At 31.1% G+C, this 20,651-nt stretch carries 9 protein-coding genes and 2 pseudogenes; 9 read left to right on the forward strand and 2 right to left on the reverse strand.

Annotation, left to right across the window (positions count from 1 at the left end; genetic code table 11):
• Positions 1-319: 319 nt before the first annotated feature.
• Positions 320-1,507 carry a hypothetical protein gene (locus KQI30_RS14600; RefSeq protein ID WP_216464086.1) on the reverse strand — a complete coding sequence of 396 codons (1,188 nt, stop codon included), beginning with the start codon at positions 1,505-1,507 and terminating at the stop codon, positions 320-322.
• Between the two features lie 137 nt (positions 1,508-1,644).
• On the opposite strand from KQI30_RS14600, the pseudogene dnaE (KQI30_RS14605) reads away from it, so the two are divergent.
• The 9 genes and pseudogenes from dnaE (KQI30_RS14605) to KQI30_RS14645 all read left to right on the forward strand — a co-directional run.
• Positions 1,645-2,844: pseudogene (gene dnaE / locus KQI30_RS14605) on the forward strand (DNA polymerase III subunit alpha); the annotation flags it as partial.
• A 737-nt stretch (positions 2,845-3,581) separates the two neighbouring features.
• Positions 3,582-5,402 (forward strand): reverse transcriptase domain-containing protein, encoded by a 1,821-nt coding sequence (locus tag KQI30_RS14610; protein ID WP_216464088.1) that lies wholly within the window; start codon positions 3,582-3,584, stop codon positions 5,400-5,402.
• A 73-nt stretch (positions 5,403-5,475) separates the two neighbouring features.
• Positions 5,476-7,785, forward strand: coding sequence for a DNA polymerase III subunit alpha (dnaE, locus tag KQI30_RS14615; protein WP_437177738.1), 2,310 nt, complete (start codon positions 5,476-5,478; stop codon positions 7,783-7,785).
• Positions 7,786-8,439: 654 nt separating this feature from the next.
• Positions 8,440-9,399 carry a 6-phosphofructokinase gene (gene pfkA / locus KQI30_RS14620; protein ID WP_216464089.1) on the forward strand — a complete coding sequence of 320 codons (960 nt, stop codon included), beginning with the start codon at positions 8,440-8,442 and terminating at the stop codon, positions 9,397-9,399.
• Between the two features lie 110 nt (positions 9,400-9,509).
• Complete coding sequence (gene pyk, locus KQI30_RS14625; RefSeq protein ID WP_216464090.1) at positions 9,510-11,270, forward strand: pyruvate kinase; 1,761 nt, start codon at positions 9,510-9,512, stop codon at positions 11,268-11,270.
• 522 nt (positions 11,271-11,792) lie between these two features.
• On the forward strand, positions 11,793-16,352 hold the full coding sequence (gene gltB / locus KQI30_RS14630; protein ID WP_216464091.1) for a glutamate synthase large subunit: 4,560 nt from the start codon (positions 11,793-11,795) through the stop codon (positions 16,350-16,352).
• Positions 16,353-16,366: 14 nt separating this feature from the next.
• The gene (locus KQI30_RS14635) at positions 16,367-17,836 is read left to right on the forward strand and encodes a glutamate synthase subunit beta (RefSeq protein ID WP_216464092.1); all 1,470 of its coding nucleotides are present in this window, start codon (positions 16,367-16,369) and stop codon (positions 17,834-17,836) included.
• Between the two features lie 168 nt (positions 17,837-18,004).
• Positions 18,005-19,006, forward strand: a complete 1,002-nt coding sequence (locus KQI30_RS14640) for a LacI family DNA-binding transcriptional regulator (protein WP_216464093.1) — start codon at positions 18,005-18,007, stop codon at positions 19,004-19,006.
• A gap of 177 nt (positions 19,007-19,183) precedes the next feature.
• Positions 19,184-20,131, forward strand: coding sequence for an ROK family protein (locus tag KQI30_RS14645; protein ID WP_216464094.1), 948 nt, complete (start codon positions 19,184-19,186; stop codon positions 20,129-20,131).
• A 352-nt stretch (positions 20,132-20,483) separates the two neighbouring features.
• Here the strand turns inward: KQI30_RS14645 and KQI30_RS17715 are convergent.
• Positions 20,484-20,651: pseudogene (locus tag KQI30_RS17715) on the reverse strand (transposase); the annotation flags it as partial.

Below are 20,651 nucleotides of genomic sequence, written 5' to 3' on the forward strand. Positions count from 1 at the left end.
GCTCTCCATTCATCATTACTTAATTTTTTATACATACCTAACCTCCTGATAAAATGTTATTTCCTTAATTTTATCAATTGGAGATTTTAGTATCTAGGTACTTAATTTTTGACGCTTACGTTTAACTTAGAATAATCCTATTAAACAAATCTAGACTGTTGCATAAACGTATAACTTTATACCTTATAATATAATTTTTAAGATCCATAATAACTCCTTTTTAGTATTACTATGCAACAGCTCCTTATAAAAGACAACATATTTTTTTAGTCTTGGAATCTTTAAGGTTTCAGGACTTTTTTAGCTGTCATAAAAGTTGTTAGGTTCTATATTTTCTATTAAACTTAAAAAGCGATATTGTAATAAAAATTAGAAGTAATATAGTTAAAGCATAATAGATAGATGTATTTTTAGTAGGAGCACTAATTTTTACATTTTCAATTGCAGCTGTAGTTGTTATATTTGTATGATTATCAGTATTAGATGGTGACGAAATTAAATTTATATTTTGTATAAACTTACTTTTAGGATTTTTATATGAATAACTGGCAACAAAGTTTGTATCACTATATACAAATAATGAATTAGATTCTTTAGGTATGTCAGATATATATTCCATATTGCAATCATTAATTTTGAAAATTTTATTATCAGTTATTGTATAAATATAATTATCTTCACCTAAAGTTAATGAAGCTAATTTTTTAGAATGATTTTTAGATATATCAGTAGAATTTACTTTCTCAAATTGAGAATCAGATAATTGATACTTATCTAGTATATTTTTGTTTGAAAGCGTAAACAGTGAATTATCTTGAATTAAAACAGAATGATTTTCTTTTAAGTTTTTGTAATCCAGTGATATATTAAATTCTTCTTTATTAAGGTTAGAATCTAATTTTAGAATTTTTGTATAAGTATCTTCATTAGAGCTTATCCATATAGAACCATCGTTATTTGATTGAATAAGAAAAAAGTCATTTGGAATTATAATATAATCACCTTTATTGGTAGCAATCCCTTTTACTTTTTCATCATCTAATTTACCAGAGAAAGAAAAAAGAAAGTTATCATTATCAAAGCAACCTAAAATCTTTGAGATATTGGCAGAGATTTTTGAGTGATTATAGGCATTATCATATATGAGTTTTTGTATAAATTTTGAGAAAATATTATCTTCTCTACTTAAATTATTATTTGAAGGATTAAATCTCCAAAGTTCTTTTTCTAATGAAAAAAATATATTTCCGTCAAATACACCTAAATAATCAGATGTGTTTGAAAAATGTAGTGTATTTATAGGAGTAAAATTTCCATTATCCATGATGCATAATGAGTTTTTAAATTGTAAGTTATTTACCAAGAAATAACTTTTATCTTCGTACTGAAAAAGAAATTTTTCATTTTCTCTAAATATGTATTTTTTATATGTAGTTGACCCTTGTACACTAAGTGGAATAAGCATCAATATAAAAAATAAAGATATTGTTCTAATTAAATATTTCATCATATCACCTCTAAATGTAAAATATCACCATAAATATATCTTACTCTAATTGGAATTAATTGTAAATATTATTTCTTAAATATCATTATATTAAGAAAAAGCAAAGTGTGTTAAAATTCATACAGGAGGTGATTTTAGTGACGAAAGATTTTGTACATCTTCATCTTCATACAGAATATTCTTTATTAGATGGTTCAGGAAAAGTTAATAAAGTTATAGAGAAAGTAAAAGAGTTGGGGATGAAGTCTGTTGCTATAACAGATCATGGCGCTATGTATGGTTGTGTAGAATTCTATAAAGCTGCACAAGAAGCAGGTATAAAAGCCATAATAGGATGTGAAATCTATCTTGCAGGAAAAGATCATAGAATAAAATCCTTAGAAGGTGGGAACGATACCTATCATTTAGTTCTGTTAGTGAAAAATCAACAAGGTTATAATAACCTGATGAAGATTGTAACAGAAGCATCACTTAATGGATTCTATTATAAACCGCGGGTAGATGTAGAATACTTAAAAGCTCATAGTGAAGGATTGATTGCTTTATCAGCATGTCTAGGTGGTACAGTTGCAAAACATTTACTTAGAGATGAAAAGGAAAAGGCAAGACAATGGGCAATAACATTTAAAGATATATTTGGAGAAGATTTTTATTTAGAAGTTCAAAACCATGGTATGGAAGAACAAATAAAGGTTAATAGTGAAATTATATCTTTAGCAAGAGAGTTAAATATAGAGTTAGTAGCTACAAATGATGTTCACTATATAGAAAAAGAAGATTATAAAGCTCATGATGTTCTTATTTGTATTCAAACAGGTAAAACTGTAGATGATGAGAATAGAATGAGTTATTTACCAGGTGAATTTTATATACGTTCTAGAGAAGAGATGGAAGAGTTATTTCCTGATTTAGAAGAAGCATTGGATAATACAGTTAAGATAGCAGAAAAATGCGATTATCATTATGAGTTTCATCATTCTAAATTGCCAAACTTTCCATTGCCAGAAGGAACAGATCATTATGAATATTTAGTTCAGCAATGTTATAAAGGTCTAGAAGAAAGATATGATGTTATAACTGATGAAATTAAGTCAAGAATGGATTATGAGCTTAATATTATTAAAACTATGGGTTATGTAGATTACTTTTTAATCGTTTGGGATTTTATAAAGTATGCTATTGATAATAATATAATGACGGGACCTGGTAGAGGTTCTGCTGCTGGATCTATTGTTGCTTATACATTAGGAATAACTAAAATTGATCCAATAAAGTATGGACTTATTTTTGAAAGATTTCTAAATCCAGAGAGAGTAAGTATGCCTGATGTGGATTCCGGTGCGACACGTTGGTAATTGAAAAGATTACCCATCAAGTTGTAAAAACTTGAGAGAACTAATACTCCGAGCAATTAAATGATAAGGTAACGCTTTGAAGAATTGCCATTAATACTACGATATGCAATGGATTAAGCTATTATGAAATTGTATAAAGCTCGTTGAAGTCGGCAGAAAAATTACCCTAACGAGTTATGTCGAGGAAAGGTATATAGCTGTAATTGATATGCCGGATGTCTATGAAATATATCTATGGTGAGGATCCAAAATGTGTAATGGGGACGAACTACTGACTGACTTATCGTGAATGTCGCTTAGTAGAAATGCTAAGAGAACCATATTTGGTTTATCATCAGAAGGATGAGTAAAGGCTGAGTTAAGAAAATCCTACAATTTTTATAGGAAATTGGGTTGATGACGGTATTTAGGTAGCACCTAAGGATATATGGTAAAGATAGGGGTATTGGAACGTGGAAAGCCTTGAACATGGAGATATAACTGTCAACGAAGTGTTTTAAAGGAAATGATAAGTAAAATTATCTATAACTTTAATTAATCAAGGTGAGAGTAGAGTCACAGTACCAATGAAGTCATGATAATAAGTGATGGAGGGATAGGCTCAAGTCGTTTGAATAGATTAAATATTATGTGTAAAATTTGCGATAGTTCAGGTTCTTGTAAGACTAATAGAAACGAAAATCTCAAAAAAGATTATATCTTAAAAGGGAGATGATTAGTTGACTGAACAAGAAAAAAGAAATAATGAATGTTATAAACAACAAGAAATATTAGATGAATTGTATAAGAAATCGTGTGAAGGAAGATATTTTAATAGGTTATATGAATTGATAATAAATGAAGATAACATTATGCAAGCATATAAGAGAATTAAAATAAATACGGGTAGTAACACTAAAGGTATCAATGGACACACAATAAAATACTTAGAAAGATTATCAAAGGATAATTTGATAGGTATTGTAAGAGAGAGGCTAAGTAACTATACGCCTAATCCGGTTAGAATGGTGTTCATATCAAAAAGTAATGGAAAACAAAGACCATTAGGAATAACCAATATTGAAGATAGACTTATTCAGCAATGTATTCTACAGATATTAGAACCTATATGTGAAGGTAAGTTTCATAAGGCTAGTTTTGGGTTTAGACCAAATAGAAATACTCATTACGCAATAGCAAGATGTCAACATTTAATAAATCATAGTAGTAATCATTTTGTGGTTGATGTTGATATAGAAGGTTTTTTTTATAATATAAACCATGGTAAGTTAATGAAGCAGATTTGGAATATAGGTATAAGAGATAAAAGATTACTTTGTATAATAAGTAAAATGTTAAAATCTAGAGTAGTGGATAAAGATATATCAACAAAAGGAATAGCACAAGTAGGAATTTTATCTTCTCTACTGGCAAACATTGTACTTAATGAATTTGATTGGTGGATTTCAAACCAATGGGAAACTAAGGTTACTAATCATATATATACCCAGCCGAGTTCAAAGGTGAAGGCATTAAAAAAGACAAAATTAAAGCCATGTTATATAGTTAGATATGAAGATGACTTTAAGATATTTACCAATAGTAGAACAAATGCTAAGAAATTATTGATGGCTACTAAGCTTTGGTTTAAGGATAGGCTTGATTTAAAAATTAATGAAAAGAAGAGCAAAATAATTAATTTAAGAAAGAATGGGTCGGATTTTTTAGGAATAAGACTACGAGCTGTATCAAAAGGAACATCTCAATTAGGATATGTTTCACAAAGTAAGATAGATCCTAAGAGAAAATCGAAAATAATAAAGGTATATCAAAGTAAGTTAAAGAATTTGAGTAAAAGTCCAAGTATGGATAAAGTCAAAGATATAAATGGATTTACATTGGGAATTCATAATTACTATAAGGTAGCAACGGATATAAGCCAAGATTTTCATGATATAATGCATTCAATATATGGTAAATACAAAACTCTTAAACGAAGGCATATAATAACAGAAAAAGGCGTTGAAAATGAAGTGATTAGAACTTTTTATAGCGGATATGAACAAGAATTGGATAAATGTTGTAATATAACTTTATATCCGATACCATTTGTACATTTTAAAAAACCAATACAAATTCATCCAGAGGTGACGCTATATACTGAAGTTGGTAGATGTCGAATTCATAATACATTAGCTATGGTATTACCACATGAATTGAAGGCTTTAAGAAGAGGTAACTTTGGAAAAAGAAGTATTGAATACATGGAAAATAGGATATCAAGATTTGTAGGTCAAAGTGGCAAGTGTTATATAACTGGAATGAGATTATATCCAGATGAAGTACATTGTCATCATAAAATACCATTAAAGTTAGGTGGTAATGATAAATACGATAACTTGATTATTGTTCATAAAGACATACACAAACTTATACATTCAACTAATATAAAGTTAATATTACAATCAACAAAAGATTGGACTATTAAATCTAAATCAAAATTTAATCAATTAAGAAAATATGCAAATTTAGAACTAATAGATTTTAGATTAGTTACATAATATATCTATAATTAAAACGAGGGAGCGCCGTGTGAGGTGAAAATCTCATGCACGGTGTTGGGTGGGGGAAAATTTGGAGATGATGTCAAAAAATTACCTATCACCATATTTTTGTTATGAAAGAAGACAAGAAGTTATAGACTATGTTGTTAATAAATATGGTAAGGATTGTGTTTCACAAATTATTACTTTTGGAACTATGGCACCAAGAGCTTGTATAAGAGATGTAGGAAGGGCAATGAGCTATTCTTATGCAGAAGTAGATGCTATAGCTAAGATGATTCCAACTATGCTTGGTATAACAATAGATAAAGCATTAGAAATTAATCCAGAATTAAAGAAATCTTATGAAAGTGATGAGAGAGTAAAAAACTTAATAGATATAGCTAAGAAATTGGAGGGGTTACCTAGACATACGTCTACTCATGCAGCAGGGGTTGTTATAGCATCAAAGCCATTGGTAGAATATGTTCCCCTTACAAAAAATGAAGAAGCTATAGTAAGTCAATTTACTATGGGGACATTAGAAGAACTTGGACTTCTAAAAATGGATTTCTTAGGCCTTAGAACATTAACAGTTATAAGAGATACTTTAGAATTTGTAAAAAAGAATAAAGGAATAGACATAAATCTAGATGAAATAGATTTAGATGATCATAAAGTTTATGGAATGATAGGTGAAGGAAAAACCGTTGGAGTTTTCCAATTGGAATCACCAGGAATGACAAACTTTATGAAAGAGTTAAAACCAGATTCATTGGAAGATATTATCGCGGGGATTTCTTTGTATAGACCAGGTCCTATGGCAGAGATACCTACCTATATAGAAAGTAAAAGAAACTCGGATAGAATACAATATATAACTAAAGAATTGGAACCAATTCTTAATGTCACGTATGGAGTAATGGTTTACCAGGAACAGGTAATGGAAATAGTTAGAAAACTTGCCGGATATTCCATGGGACGTTCTGACATGGTTAGAAGAGCTATGTCAAAAAAGAAACATAAGGTAATGGAAGAGGAAAGAAAAAACTTCATTTATGGTATAGTAAATGAAAATGGTGAAGTTGAAGTTCCAGGATGCATAAGAAATGGTATAAGCGAAGAAGCAGCTAATAAGATATTTGATCAAATGATGGATTTTGCATCTTATGCATTTAACAAGAGCCACGCAGCAGCATATGCGTTAGTAGGATATTATACAGCATACCTTATGTATTATCATCCAACAGAATATATAGCAGCTATGTTGAATTCTGTAATGGGTAATAATGAAAAAGTTGCTTTCTATATAAGATTTGCAAAAGAACATAATATAGAAGTTTTAGCACCAGATATTAATGAATCATTTTGGAAGTTTACAGCAAAAGAGAACACAATAAGATTTGGATTAGGTGCAATAAAAAATGTTGGTTCTAATGTTATTTCTTCTATTGTAAGAACAAGAGAAGAAAAAGGGGACTTTACTGATTTTGGAGATTTTATAAATAAAATTGATACATCAGAAATTAATAAAAGAGCAGTAGAAAGCTTAATAAAAGCTGGTGCTTTTGATTCATTTATGATATTTAGATCTAGATTATTAGCAGTATATGAAAAGTTATTAGATGGTGCATCTAATGATAGAAAGAGAAATATAGCAGGTCAAATGAACTTATTTACAGATTTTGAGGAAAGCTATAAGTCACTTGAAATATCATATCCTAATATAAAAGAATTTGAGAAAAAATATATTTTAGCGATGGAAAAAGAAATGACAGGAATTTATATTTCTGGTCATCCACTTGATGACTACGTTGATACTTTAGAAGAAATGACTGATACAACAACTATAGATATTGTTGGATCTGTAGAACTTGAAGGAGAAACAGTAGATGGTGGAAATTATATTAAAGATGGAGATAGAGTAAAAATAGGTGGAATAATATCATCAGTAACTAAAAAGTTTACTAAAAATAATGATATTATGGCATTTATTAACGTACAAGATTTGTATGGTGAAGTTGAAGTTATAGTTTTTCCAAAAACAATGGAAAAGAATGCTATGTATATAAAAGAAGATGCATTGGTATTAATAAGAGGAAGAATAACAAAAAGAGAAGATGAAGCTCCTAAAGTTATTTGTGAAAATATAGAGCCACTTATTAAAGTAGAAGACGAAAAAGTTTATATAAGAGTTGCTAATAGAAGAGCGGCGACAGAAGCTAAAAATATATTAAGATACATGAATGAATTTATGAAGGGTGGTTGTCCTACTTTGATATTTATTGAAGAAGATCGAAAGGCATATAAAATGCCAAGTGATTTATGGGTAAATTCAAAGTTAGATACAATGGAATTTTTGAAATCCTCTTTTGGAGAAGAAAATGTAAAAATAAAATAGGATATAGGTAAGAATGATGAGAGGGCTGTCGCAATAACAAATAAAAATTTGTATGCGAGAGCCTTTCTCAGTGCACAGTTCACAGTGATGGTTGAAATTCTTGCAGAATTTCTTAGAGTATAAGTATAAAGTAACAGTTCATAATTTGTTCTGGGTTTTTTAATAAATTTAGGTTTTCTAAATAGATTGTAATAGAGGAATTATGTCAGTTGTACTTGCAGGATGCTTGAATGTGGGTGGTAAAATGCTAATGTAAGTTGGAGATTTGGCGTGAAATATAATTTTTCATTTATGGTAAAAATAGAAACATCTAGCTGTTCGCAGGACTATAATATTTTCCCCACAGGGGAAAATTAACCTTCACTGTGAACTGATAATTGTGAACTGTGCACTGAATTGCAAATATTGATAAATTTTACAAGTATAAGTGTTAAAAGCTATAGAAAATAAAAAATAGCTCTAACTAACATAAAAATAATTAAATATGATAAAAATACTATTGTTCCTATTTTATTTTTAAGATAATGTGAAATTTATCAATAGCTTTCGTGAAAGCATTGAATAATTTACATATTTCTATTACAATAGAAAGGGGAATTTATCAAATATCAAAGTAAAATTGAATAGAATCCAAAAAGCAATGGGGGTATTGGGATGAAAAGTATTGCTATTTTGACTAGTGGTGGGGATGCACCAGGGATGAACGCTGCTATAAGAGCGGTGGTTCGAACTGCACTAGATAAGGATTTGAAAGTATTTGGCGTTAACAGAGGCTATAGTGGCTTAATTAATGGAGACTTATTTGAAATGAATAGGGAATCAGTTTCAGATATAATTCATAGAGGAGGCACTATTTTAAGAACAGCTCGGTGTGAAGAATTTAGAACAGAAGAGGGTAGAAAAAGGGCTGCTAGCGTTTTAAAAGTATTTGGCATAGATGGACTTGTAGTCATTGGTGGAAATGGTACTTTTGCGGGTGCTCAATTATTATCTAAATTGGGAGTAAAAACAATAGGTCTTCCAGGAACTATAGATAATGATTTACCTTATACTGATTATACTATAGGATTCGACACTGCACTAAATACAGTACTTGATGCAATAAACAAATTGAGAGATACATCAAGTTCCCATGAAAGAGTGAGTATTGTTGAGGTTATGGGAAGAGATTGTGGTGATATTGCCTTGCATTCAGGAGTAGGTGGAGGAGCTGAATTTGTCATTTTGCCTGAGAAAGGATATAATGAAGAAGAAATTTGTAAAAATATTTTACAAGGCAAAGTGAAAGGAAAATTACATAGTTTAATTATTATGGCAGAAGGTGTCGGTGGCACTGATGAATTAGCAAATAAAATAGAAGAAGTAACAGGAATTGAAACAAGAGCTACGAAATTAGGACATATTCAACGAGGAGGAAGTCCATCAGCTTTTGATAGGGTTTTAGCATCAAGAATGGGCTATAAGGCTGTAGAATTATTGTGCCAAGGAAAAACATCTAAGGTTCTTGGAATGAAAAACGGAAAGATATTCGATATGGATATTAATGAAGCGTTAGATATACCAAGAAGTTTTGATGAAGAGTTATATACAATAGCTAAGATAATATCTAATTAAAAGAGTTAATAAAGGAAATTAGACTCTTTGTCTAATTTCCTATAATTATAATACTATATACTATCTAAAACATTAAAAAAAAGAATTTAAGGATTAAGGAGAGTATCAAGATGCAAAAAACAAAAATGGTATTCACTGTAGGACCAGCAAGTGAAAGTGAAGAAGTTCTATCAAAACTTATTGAAGCAGGTATGAGCTGTTCAAGACATAATTTCTCACATGGAGATCATGCTGAACACAAAGCAAGACTTGACTTAGTTAAAAAGTTAAGAGAAAAATATAATAAACCAATAGCAATAATGTTAGATACTAAAGGACCAGAAATCAGAACACACAAATTTGTAAACAAGAAAGAAGAATTACAAAAAGGTGAAACTTTCACAGTTTACTGTGGTCAAGAAGTTGAAGGAGATATCACAAAATGTTCTGTTACATACACAGAACTTTACAAAGATGTTAAACCAGGAAACACAATCTTAATAGATGACGGTTTAGTAGGATTAACAGTTAAAGAAGTTGTTGAAAGTGAAAAGAAAATAATTTGTGAAGTTCAAAACACAGGTATGGTAGCTACTCACAAAGGTGTTAACGTACCAGGAGTTTCAATTAAATTACCAGCTTTAACTGATAAAGATAAAGCAGATTTAATTTTCGGTTGCGAACAAGGTGTTGATTTAGTAGCTGCTTCATTCATAAGAAAAGCTGCTGACGTATTAGCAATCAGAAAAGTATTAGAAGAAAATGGCGGATCAGAAATCCAAATATTCTCAAAAATCGAAAACCAAGAAGGTGTTGATAATATCGATGACATTATCAAATTCTCTGATGGTATCATGGTAGCTAGAGGAGACATGGGTGTTGAAATTCCACTTCAAAACGTACCAATGGTTCAAAAAATGATTATAGAAAAATGTAACAAAGCAGGTAAGCCAGTAATCACTGCTACTCAAATGCTTGATTCTATGATGAGAAACCCAAGACCAACAAGAGCAGAAGTATCAGACGTAGCTAACGCTATATATGATGGTACAGATGCAGTTATGCTTTCAGGAGAATCTGCAAACGGTTCTTACCCAGTAGTTGCAGCACAAACAATGGCTAAGATTTGTCAAGCTGTTGAAGAAAACATAGATTATGTTGCTGCTTTAGAAAAGAGAAAAGAAGCTGCTATGGCAAACGTAGCTAATGCTATATCTCTTGCTACTTGCACAACAGCAATGGAATTAAATGCTAAAGCTATAATCACTGCAACACAAACTGGTAACACTGCTAAAATGGTTTCTAAATACAGACCAGCAGCTCCAGTAATAGCTGTTACTCCAAGTGCAGTAGTTGCTAGAAAGCTTGCATTAAACTTTGGTGTATATCCAATACTTTCAGAAAAAGTTGAAACTACTGATGAATTAATTCAAGATGCAGTAAACAAAGCTAAAGAAGCTGGATGCGTAGCTGATGGTGATTTAGTAGTTGTTGCAGCTGGTATCCCAGTTCATTTATCAGGTTCAACAAACATGTTAAAAGTTCATGTTGTAGGTGACGTTTTAGTTCAAGGAAAAGGAATGGGAAATGCTCACGGATTTGGTAATGCAAAAGTTATTACAGATGCATCAAATTTAAGCAACGTTCAAAGAGATGATATATTAGTTGTTAAAACTTTAGATAAGAACTTCGTTGAAGTTTTAGATAAAGTTGCTGGTATCATTTCAGAAGAAGGTGGATTAACTTCTCACTTAGCTGTTGAATGTGTATCAAGAAACATTCCATTAATCACTAACGCTGGTGACGCTACTTCAGTTATAAAAGATGGAACATTCGTATCAATGGATGTAAACAGAGGAGTAGTTTACGCTGGTAAAGCTAACTTAGCTTAATATTTATAAATGTAGAGGACTGTAACCTAGTGTTATGGTCCTTTTATTATTCACAATTGTGAATTATTTAAGTAAATATATGTTTAAATCATTGATTTCTTGATATAATATAGGTAGGCAACTGATTTTATGCACCGAAAGGTGCGTTTTTTTATAGTAATAATGTTAATAAGATATATATATGTAAATTTTGGCTATGAGTTAAAAATTTAATATATATATAAACGAAATTTATATTGCATTATTTAATCTTTAAGAAGAAAAAAATTCAATGTTTAAATAATTCAAAGTAATAGTGTTGAAAATTTTCAAAATATGAAGTTATAAAATATAATCCTTGCAAAAAAGATAAATATACGTAAAAAATCACCAATGAATGTTAAATTAATATTGATTTTATGAAAGTTTGGTGATAAGATAACTTCACAAACAATATAAAGGTTCAGTTATGTAGGAAAGTAAATATAAACGCTATTCTTTAATAATCATTGAATACCCAAATAATAATTAAGGGGGAAGCTTATGAAATTTAATAGTATTCCACAAGCACAGGGTTTATATAACCCATCATTTGAAAAAGATGCCTGTGGTATAGGTGCAATCGCCCATATCAAAGGTAAAAAATCACATCATATAATTAAAGATGTGCTAGATATTTTAGTTAAGCTTGAGCACAGAGGGGGTGCTGGGGCAGAAAAGAATACTGGAGATGGTGCAGGTATTCTTATTCAATTACCACATAAATTTTTCAAAAAGCAACAATTAGGATTCAATATTGGTGAAGAGGGAGATTATGCAGTAGCAATGATGTTCCTACCAGTAGATGAAAATGACAGAAATAAAGCTAAAAAAGTCTTTGAAAAGGCTATGGAAAGTGAAGGATTAAAGTTCTTAGGATGGAGAGAAGTACCAGTGAATCCTAGCAACTTAGGTGAAACTGCTTTAGAAGCAATGCCACATATAATCCAAGGATTTGTAGAAAGACCTAAGGATATTGAAAAAGGACAAGCGTTTGAACGCAAGTTATATGTAGCAAGAAGAGTTGCCGAAAAAGAAGCTACAAAAGTGCTTCAAGATAAGACTTTCTATGTATGTAGTTTTTCAAGTAAAACTATAGTATATAAAGGTATGCTTTTATCAACACAAGTAGAAGAATTTTTCTTAGACCTTCAAGATGAAGATATGGAAAGTGCAATCGGTATGGTACACTCTAGATTCTCAACTAATACATTCCCAAGTTGGGAGAGAGCACATCCTAATAGATGTATGATTCATAATGGAGAAATTAATACAATAAGAGGAAATGCAAATTGGATTCATACTAGAGAAGATAGATTTGAATCAGACGTATTTAAAGATGATTTAAAAAAGATTCTTCCTGTTATAGATAGAGAAGGTTCAGATTCTGCTATGTTTGATAACACATTAGAGTTTTTAGTTATGAACGGTAGATCTTTACCAGAAACAGTAATGATGCTTATTCCAGAACCATGGAGTAAGAATAAAGAAATGGATAAGAAAAAGAGAGATTTCTATGAATATCAATCTACACTTATGGAACCATGGGATGGACCAGCAGCCATAGTATTTACTGATGGAGATATCATGGGAGCATCTCTTGATAGAAATGGTCTTAGACCAGCAAGATACTATGTTACTAATGATGATTACTTAATACTTTCATCAGAAGTTGGTGTATTAGATATACCAGAAGAAAATATAAAGGAAAAGCAAAGACTTCATCCAGGTAGAATGTTATTAGTTGATACTGTAAAAGGTGAAGTTATTGATGATAAAACATTAAAAGAACAATATGCTTCAGCAAAACCATATGGAGAATGGCTTGAGAAGAATCTTGTTAAAATTGAAAATATATCTTCAGAAGAATATAAAGAAGAATCATTTGATGAAAGCAAGAGATTAATTCTTCAAAGAAACTTTGGTTATACTTATGATGAATTAACTTCAGCAATACTTCCAATGAGTGAAAAAGGTGAAGAAGCTTTAGCAGCTATGGGTGTGGATACACCACTTGCAGTTCTTTCTGATAGACCACAACCACTTTATAATTACTTTAAGCAATTATTTGCGCAAGTTACAAATCCACCAATAGATGCTATTAGAGAAGTAATAGTAACATCTTCAAGAATGTACTTAGGACCAGAAGGAAATCTTTTAAATCCTAATGAAGAAAATTGTAGAAGAGTTAAGCTAACATCACCTATAATTTCAAATGAAGAAATGTATAAGGTATTAAACCTTGGCAAACAAGGTTTTAAAGTTGAAGTACTTCCAATAGTATTTGATGCCAAGAGTGGAGATTTAAAGAAAGCTTTAGATGATTTATTTGCTAAAGCAGATAAGGCTATTGAAAATGGTGCAACTATTTTAATACTTAGTGATAGAAATGTTGATGAAAATAATGTTGGAATTCCTGCGTTATTAGCGACATCAGGTTTACATCAACATTTAATTAGAACTACTAAGAGAACATCTGTATCTATAGTATTAGAATCAGGTGAACCAAGAGAAATTCATCATTTTGCAACTTTACTTGGTTTTGGTGTAAATGCTGTAAATCCATATCTTGCTTTTGAAACAATCAGTGATTTAGTTGAAAAAGGTATGTTAAAGGATACTTATGAGCATGGAGTTAAAAACTACATTAAAGCATGTAATAAGGGTATAGTAAAGATACTTTCTAAGATGGGTATTTCAACAATACAATCTTACAATGGTGCTCAAATTTTTGAAGCTATTGGTATCTCAAAAGAAGTTGTTGATGAGTACTTTACATCTACAGCTTGTAGAATTGATGGAGTAGGATTAAAAGAAATAGCAGAAGAAACTTTAAGACGTCATAAAAATGCTTTCGATGAGTTATCAGTTGAGGTAACTTTAGATTCAGAAGGAAGTCATAAATATAGAAGTCATAAAGAAGAACATTTATATAATCCACTTACAATTCATAAATTACAAAATTCATGTAGAAATAAAGATTATAAAGAATTTAAAGAATATACAGCTATGTTATCTGGCGATGAAAGAGTAATTAATCTTAGAAATATAATAGATTTTGATTACAGTGGTGAATCTATTCCATTAGATGAAGTAGAACCAGTAGAATCTATAGTTAAGAGATTTAAGACAGGAGCTATGTCTTATGGATCAATTTCTAAGGAAGCTCACGAATGTTTAGCAATAGCTATGAATAGAATTGGTGGTAAGTCAAATACTGGTGAAGGTGGAGAAGAAAGAGAAAGATTTGTAAAAGATGCAAATGGAGACTCACGTTCTTCAGCTATTAAGCAAGTTGCTTCAGGTAGATTTGGTGTTACTGCAGAATACCTAGTAAATGCTAAAGAAATTCAAATAAAGATGGCGCAAGGTGCAAAACCAGGTGAAGGTGGTCAATTACCTGCTAAGAAAGTTTATCCTTGGGTTGCAAAGGCTAGACATTCTACTACAGGTGTAGGACTTATATCTCCACCACCACATCATGATATTTATTCTATAGAAGATTTAGCACAATTAATTTATGACTTAAAGAATGCTAATAGAGATGCTAGAATATCTGTTAAGCTTGTTTCAGAAGCAGGTGTAGGAACAGTTGCAGCTGGAGTTGCTAAAGCAGGAGCAGAAGTTATATTAATTTCTGGATATGATGGAGGTACAGGAGCATCTCCAAGAACTAGTATCGCTAATGCAGGACTTCCATGGGAATTAGGTCTTGCAGAAACTCATCAAACTCTTGTAATGAATAAATTAAGAGATAGAGTTGTTATTGAAACAGATGGTAAGCTTATGACTGGTAGAGACTTAGCTGTGGCTGCATTACTTGGTGCAGAAGAATATGGCTTTGCAACAGCACCATTAGTAGTAATGGGTTGTGTTATGATGAGAGTATGTAACTTAGATACTTGTCCAGTTGGTATAGCTACTCAAAATACAGAATTAAGAAAAAGATTTAAAGGTAACCCAGATCATGTAGTTAACTTTATGACTTTCATAGCTATGGAACTTAGAGAATACATGGCTAAGTTAGGATTTAGAACTGTAGAAGAAATGATCGGTAGAACTGATAAGTTAAAAGTTAAGAAGGATGTAAAGGGATGGAAAGCTAAGAAGGTAGATCTTGAAAAGGTATTACACAATCCTTCAATACCACAAGGTGTAGCTGTTTCATGTAAACATCCACAACCAATTAACTTAGAAAATACTATTGATTTACAAGTTTTAGTTCCAAAATGTAAAGCTGCCATTGAAAAAGGTGAAAAAGTTAGTTTTGAAGTAGATGTAAAAAATACAGATAGAAGCTTTGCAACTATTTTATCATCAGAAGTTACAAAGGTATACGGACAAGATGGTTTACCAAAAGATACTATACACATTAAAGCAAATGGAGCTGGAGGAAACTCATTTGGTGCCTTTGTTAATAATGGTATAACACTTGAAATAGAAGGAGATTGTAACGATTATCTTGGTAAGGGATTATGTGGTGGTAAGATTTCTGTTTACCCTCATAAGAACTCAACAATTGTTGCAGAAGATAATATAATTGCTGGTAATGTTACTTTATATGGAGCAACTAGCGGTGAAGTTTACATCAACGGTATTGCTGGAGAAAGATTTGCTGTAAGAAACTCTGGTGCAATAGCAGTAGTTGAAGGTGTTGGTGATCATGGTTGCGAATATATGACAGGTGGTAGAGTTGTTGTTATTGGTGAAATAGGAAGAAACTTTGCAGCTGGTATGTCTGGTGGTATTGCATATATTCTTGATGAGACTGGTAACAACAAAGGTAAAATCAATACTGATATGGTAGACTTACAAGAATTATCTAGTGATGATATCGAAGAAGTAAAATCAATATTAGAAGCTCATGTAGAAAATACTAATTCAAATAAGGGTAAATCAGTATTAGAAAACTTTGAAGCATTAGCTAATAAGTTCATTAAAGTAATGCCAAGAGATTACAATAGAATGATTACAACAATAAAAGAATTAGAAGGCGAAGGCTATTCAAGAGCAGAAGCAGAACTTGCAGCTTTTGAAAAGAACAACGCATTAAATACTAAATAGAGGGGGAGTAGAAGATGGGAAAACCAACCGGATTTATGGATTATGAGCGTAAGGTTGCTGAAAGCAAAGATCCAAAGGAAAGAATAAAGGATTGGAATGAATTTCATACTCCTCTCTCAAAAGAGGAGCAAGAGATTCAAGGTGCTCGTTGTATGAACTGTGGAGTTCCATTTTGCCAATCAGGTATTTTTATTAATGGTGGAGCTACAGGATGTCCATTAAATAACTTAATTCCAGAATGGAATGATTTAATTTACAGAGGGTTATGGAAAGAAGCTGCTAATAGATTAATGAAGACTAGTAGCTTCCCAGAATTCACTGGTAGAGTATGTCCAGCTCTTTGTGAAGCAGGATGTACTTGCGGTATTAATGGACCATCTATTTCTGTAAAAGAAAATGAACTTTCAATTATCGAAAGAGCATTTAAAGAAGGATGGGTAAAACCAATTATTCCAAAACACAGAAGTGGTAAAAAGGTAGCTGTAGTTGGATCAGGACCATCAGGTCTTGCTGCTGCAATGCAGTTAAATAGAAGAGGTCATGAAGTTACTGTATTTGAAAGACATGATAGAATTGGTGGTCTTTTAATGTATGGTATACCTAATATGAAACTAGAAAAGCATATTATTGATAGAAGAGTTAACCTTATGAAAGAAGAAGGTGTTAACTTTAAAGTCAATACTGAAGTCGGAGTAGATATAAAAGGCGAAGAATTATTAAAAGAATTTGACGCTATAGTATTGGCAGGGGGAGCAAGTAATCCTAGAGATCTTAAAGTTAAGGGAAGAGAACTTAAAGGAATAGAATTTGCTGTAGACTTTTTAAGTGCCAATACAAAAAGTTTATTAGATTCTAATTTAGAAGATGGTAAATATATTTCAGCTAAAGATAAAAATGTAATAGTAATTGGTGGTGGAGATACAGGAAATGACTGTGTTGGAACATCAATGAGACATGGATGTGCTTCACTTGTACAATTTGAGATTATGAATAAGTTACCAGAGCATAGAACAGAAAGTAATCCATGGCCACAATGGCCAAGAGTCTTAAAAGTAGACTATGGTCAACAAGAATTTGCTGCTGTATTTGGAAAAGACCCAAGAGAATACGAAACTACAGTTAAGGAATTCGTTGGAGATGAAAATGGTAATGTTAAAGAAGCTATCACAGTAAAGGTTAAATGGGAAAAAGGTGAAAATGGAAGAATGGTTCCAGTAGAAATCCCAGGTACAGAAAAAACTTGGAAAGCTGATTTAGTATTGCTTGCTATGGGATTCTTAGGAAGTGAAAATACATTACCAGATACTTTTGGATTAGAATTAGATGCGAGAACAAATGTAAAAGCTGAATACGGTAAGTTTAAGACTAATGTAGATAAAGTTTTTGCAGCAGGAGATATGAGAAGAGGTCAATCTCTTGTAGTTTGGGCAGTTAATGAAGGAAGAGCTTGTGCTGCTGAAGTTGATAAATATCTAAGTAAATAATGAATCATAAGGGGTGCTACAGAATAATTAATTTTATTTTGTAGCACTTTATTAGTTGGTTACAAATTTTTTACAAGAAAAATGTGAAAGTTTACATAAATTTACTTAAAATGTTGAAATCGATTGCATGTTAATGTATACTAATAATATATGTATAGGGGTGAGAGTATGAAAGTTACAATAAAGGATGTTGCAAAAGAAGCAGAAGTGGCACCATCAACTGTATCAAGGGTATTATCAGATAATCCTAAGATAAGTGATGAGACAAAACTTAGAGTACAAGAGGCTATAAAAAAGTTGAAATATAGACCCAATGCTATAGCAAGAAGTTTAGCGAATAGTAAGACTAGAACTTTAGGCGTTATATTAGACAGTGAGGCAGAAGATTTATTTGCTAACCCATTTTTTATGCAAGCAATGAAAGGAATGAGCGTATGTGCTCAATCTATGGGATATTATATAATGTATGCTTTTAGTAAAAAGGGTGACGAAGAATTTGAATCATTAACAGATTTTTGCACAAGTGGTCTTGTAGACGGCATTGTTTTATTGCGAGTTGTTGAAGATGATAAAATAGTAAACTTTTTAAAGGAACGAGAGTTTCCATTTGTGGTAATTGGTAGACCAGATGATGAAAAAAATACCATGTGGGTAGATAATGATAATTTTTCAGCTACGTATGATGTAGTACAAAAATTAATAAAAAAAGGTCACAAAGAAATAGGATTCATTGGTGGAAAAGGACAAATGAATGTTTCTAAGTATAGACTTAAGGGATATAAGGCGGCATTAAGAGATGCTGATATTCCAATAGATAATGATATTATTTGTGAAATGAACAATTTTGATGAAGAACAAGGATATATAGCTATAAATAGAATTATTTCAAGGAGAAAAGTTACAGCTATAGTGGCTAGTGATGACTTATTAGCATTTGGTGTTAATAAGGGATTGAAAGAAAACGGAATAAACGATGTTGCATTAGTAGGTTTTAATAATATACCATTAGGTGAATTTCAAGACCCTCCACTAGCATCTATAGATATTAATGCAGCAGATTTAGGTTATTATGCAGCAAATTTGCTTATTGATAAGTTAGAAGGGGAAGTTTTAACAAAATCGAATCATATTGTGTCTACAAATTTTATTGAAAGAGAATCTTTTAGATAAAAAGTTAAGGAAATCGCTTGCATAAGAAATATTAAAAGGTATATAGTATAAGAGAGCATAATTAATATAAATAAGAAAATTTAGAAAAAATTATGTTTGTAAACAATTTCTTAAGTTGATATACTTAAGATATAAATTATAGATATTATGGAGTAGAGAGTAATAGGAGGATAGGATATGTCAAAGGATTATGTAATAGGTATCGATTTAGGAGGAACAAAGATTTATACAGCAGTAGTTGATTTGGAAGGAAATATAATTTCAGAAAAAACTGTTGCTACAAATGTAGTTGAAGGTGAAGAAGCTGTATTAGGAAGAATAATGGGAACTGTAGATACAGTTTTAAAAGATGTAAATATAGAAGATGTTAAGGCTATTGGTATTGGATCACCAGGACCTTTAGATGTAAAAAATGGTATTATAATAAATTCTGCAAATTTTCCATCATTCAAGAATTTTAGCATAGTGAAACCAATAAAAGAAAAATATAATTTACCTACATTTTTAGATAATGATGCAAATGTAGCTACTTTAGGTGAATTTATGTTTGGAGCAGGTAAAGGAACAGAAAATATGGTATTTGTAACTGCAAGTACTGGAATTGGTGGCGGTGCTGTATTAAATGGAAGACTTTATAGAGGAAATACAGCTAATGCTTTAGAAATTGGTCATATGACAGTTATGGTTAATGGACCAAGATGTGGATGCGGAAACGCTGGTTGTGCAGAAGCTTTAGGATCAGGTACTGCTATAATGAAAAGAGCTAGAGAAGCAGTAAATAGTAATGCTAATACTTCATTAAAGAATTATTCTGAAGTTACATCAAAAGAAGTATTTGAAGAAGCCGCTAAAGGGGATAGAATCTCAAAAGAAATAATAAATACATCATTATCTTATTTAGGTATAGCTGTAGCTAATATCGTAAATATTTTTGACCCTGAAAAAGTTGTTGTTGGTGGCGGAGTTACCAATGGAGGAAAGATTGTATTTGATAAGATACAAGAAGAAGTAGATAATAGATGCCTAAAAGCAATAAGTGAAAATTGTGTTATTGAAAAGGCAGTTTTAGGCGGAAAAGCAGGAGTATTAGGTGCTGCAGCATTAGCAATAATGGAAATAAAATAGAAATTACAAATAATTGATGAAAAAAGTAAAAAGTTGTTGACTACGTTTTCAAAAAGGAGTATTATATAGGTACAAGGTAAACGATGTACCTATTTTAATTCATTGTGCAAACGATTGTGTGTAAATACATGGTTATCATTTGTTTTTTATTTTTTAGAATGCAATCGGTTGTTCAACTGGGACTAATCAATATTTGGGGATAGTGTAAAGTTTGCTATGAAAAAATAATATAACAAAAAACACTATCTTTTTGAAAATTTAAAGTAGTAAATTACAGAAATAATTTAAATTTGAGCATGACAAAAAGACCTTTAATGAAGGCAAAAAAATTTATATTTGGTTATATAATCCGTTAGGAAGCATTTTTTTCTTGGATATCTAAAATAGCTTGCTGTCCTAACCTGATTAATATTTGCCATTTGGCAGGCATATTATCGATACCATCAAGAGCTTCAAGTTCATTAAGTGGTTTCCAATAGTTATATGGATGAGGTCTTAGAAAGTTATAATATGCGACCCA

The sequence above is a fragment of the Clostridium bornimense genome, assembly GCF_018917145.1.
In the GTDB taxonomy this organism is placed as follows: domain Bacteria; phylum Bacillota; class Clostridia; order Clostridiales; family Clostridiaceae; genus Clostridium_AN; species Clostridium_AN bornimense_A.

Coding starts and splice junctions, on each gene's coding strand:
- KQI30_RS14600 (WP_216464086.1), bottom strand. CDS start 1,507: ATGAAATATTTAATTAGAACAATATCTTTATTTTTTATATTGATGCTT.
- pfkA (WP_216464089.1), top strand. CDS start 8,440: ATGAAAAGTATTGCTATTTTGACTAGTGGTGGGGATGCACCAGGGATG.
- pyk (WP_216464090.1), top strand. CDS start 9,510: ATGCAAAAAACAAAAATGGTATTCACTGTAGGACCAGCAAGTGAAAGT.
- gltB (WP_216464091.1), top strand. CDS start 11,793: ATGAAATTTAATAGTATTCCACAAGCACAGGGTTTATATAACCCATCA.
- KQI30_RS14635 (WP_216464092.1), top strand. CDS start 16,367: ATGGGAAAACCAACCGGATTTATGGATTATGAGCGTAAGGTTGCTGAA.
- KQI30_RS14640 (WP_216464093.1), top strand. CDS start 18,005: ATGAAAGTTACAATAAAGGATGTTGCAAAAGAAGCAGAAGTGGCACCA.
- KQI30_RS14645 (WP_216464094.1), top strand. CDS start 19,184: ATGTCAAAGGATTATGTAATAGGTATCGATTTAGGAGGAACAAAGATT.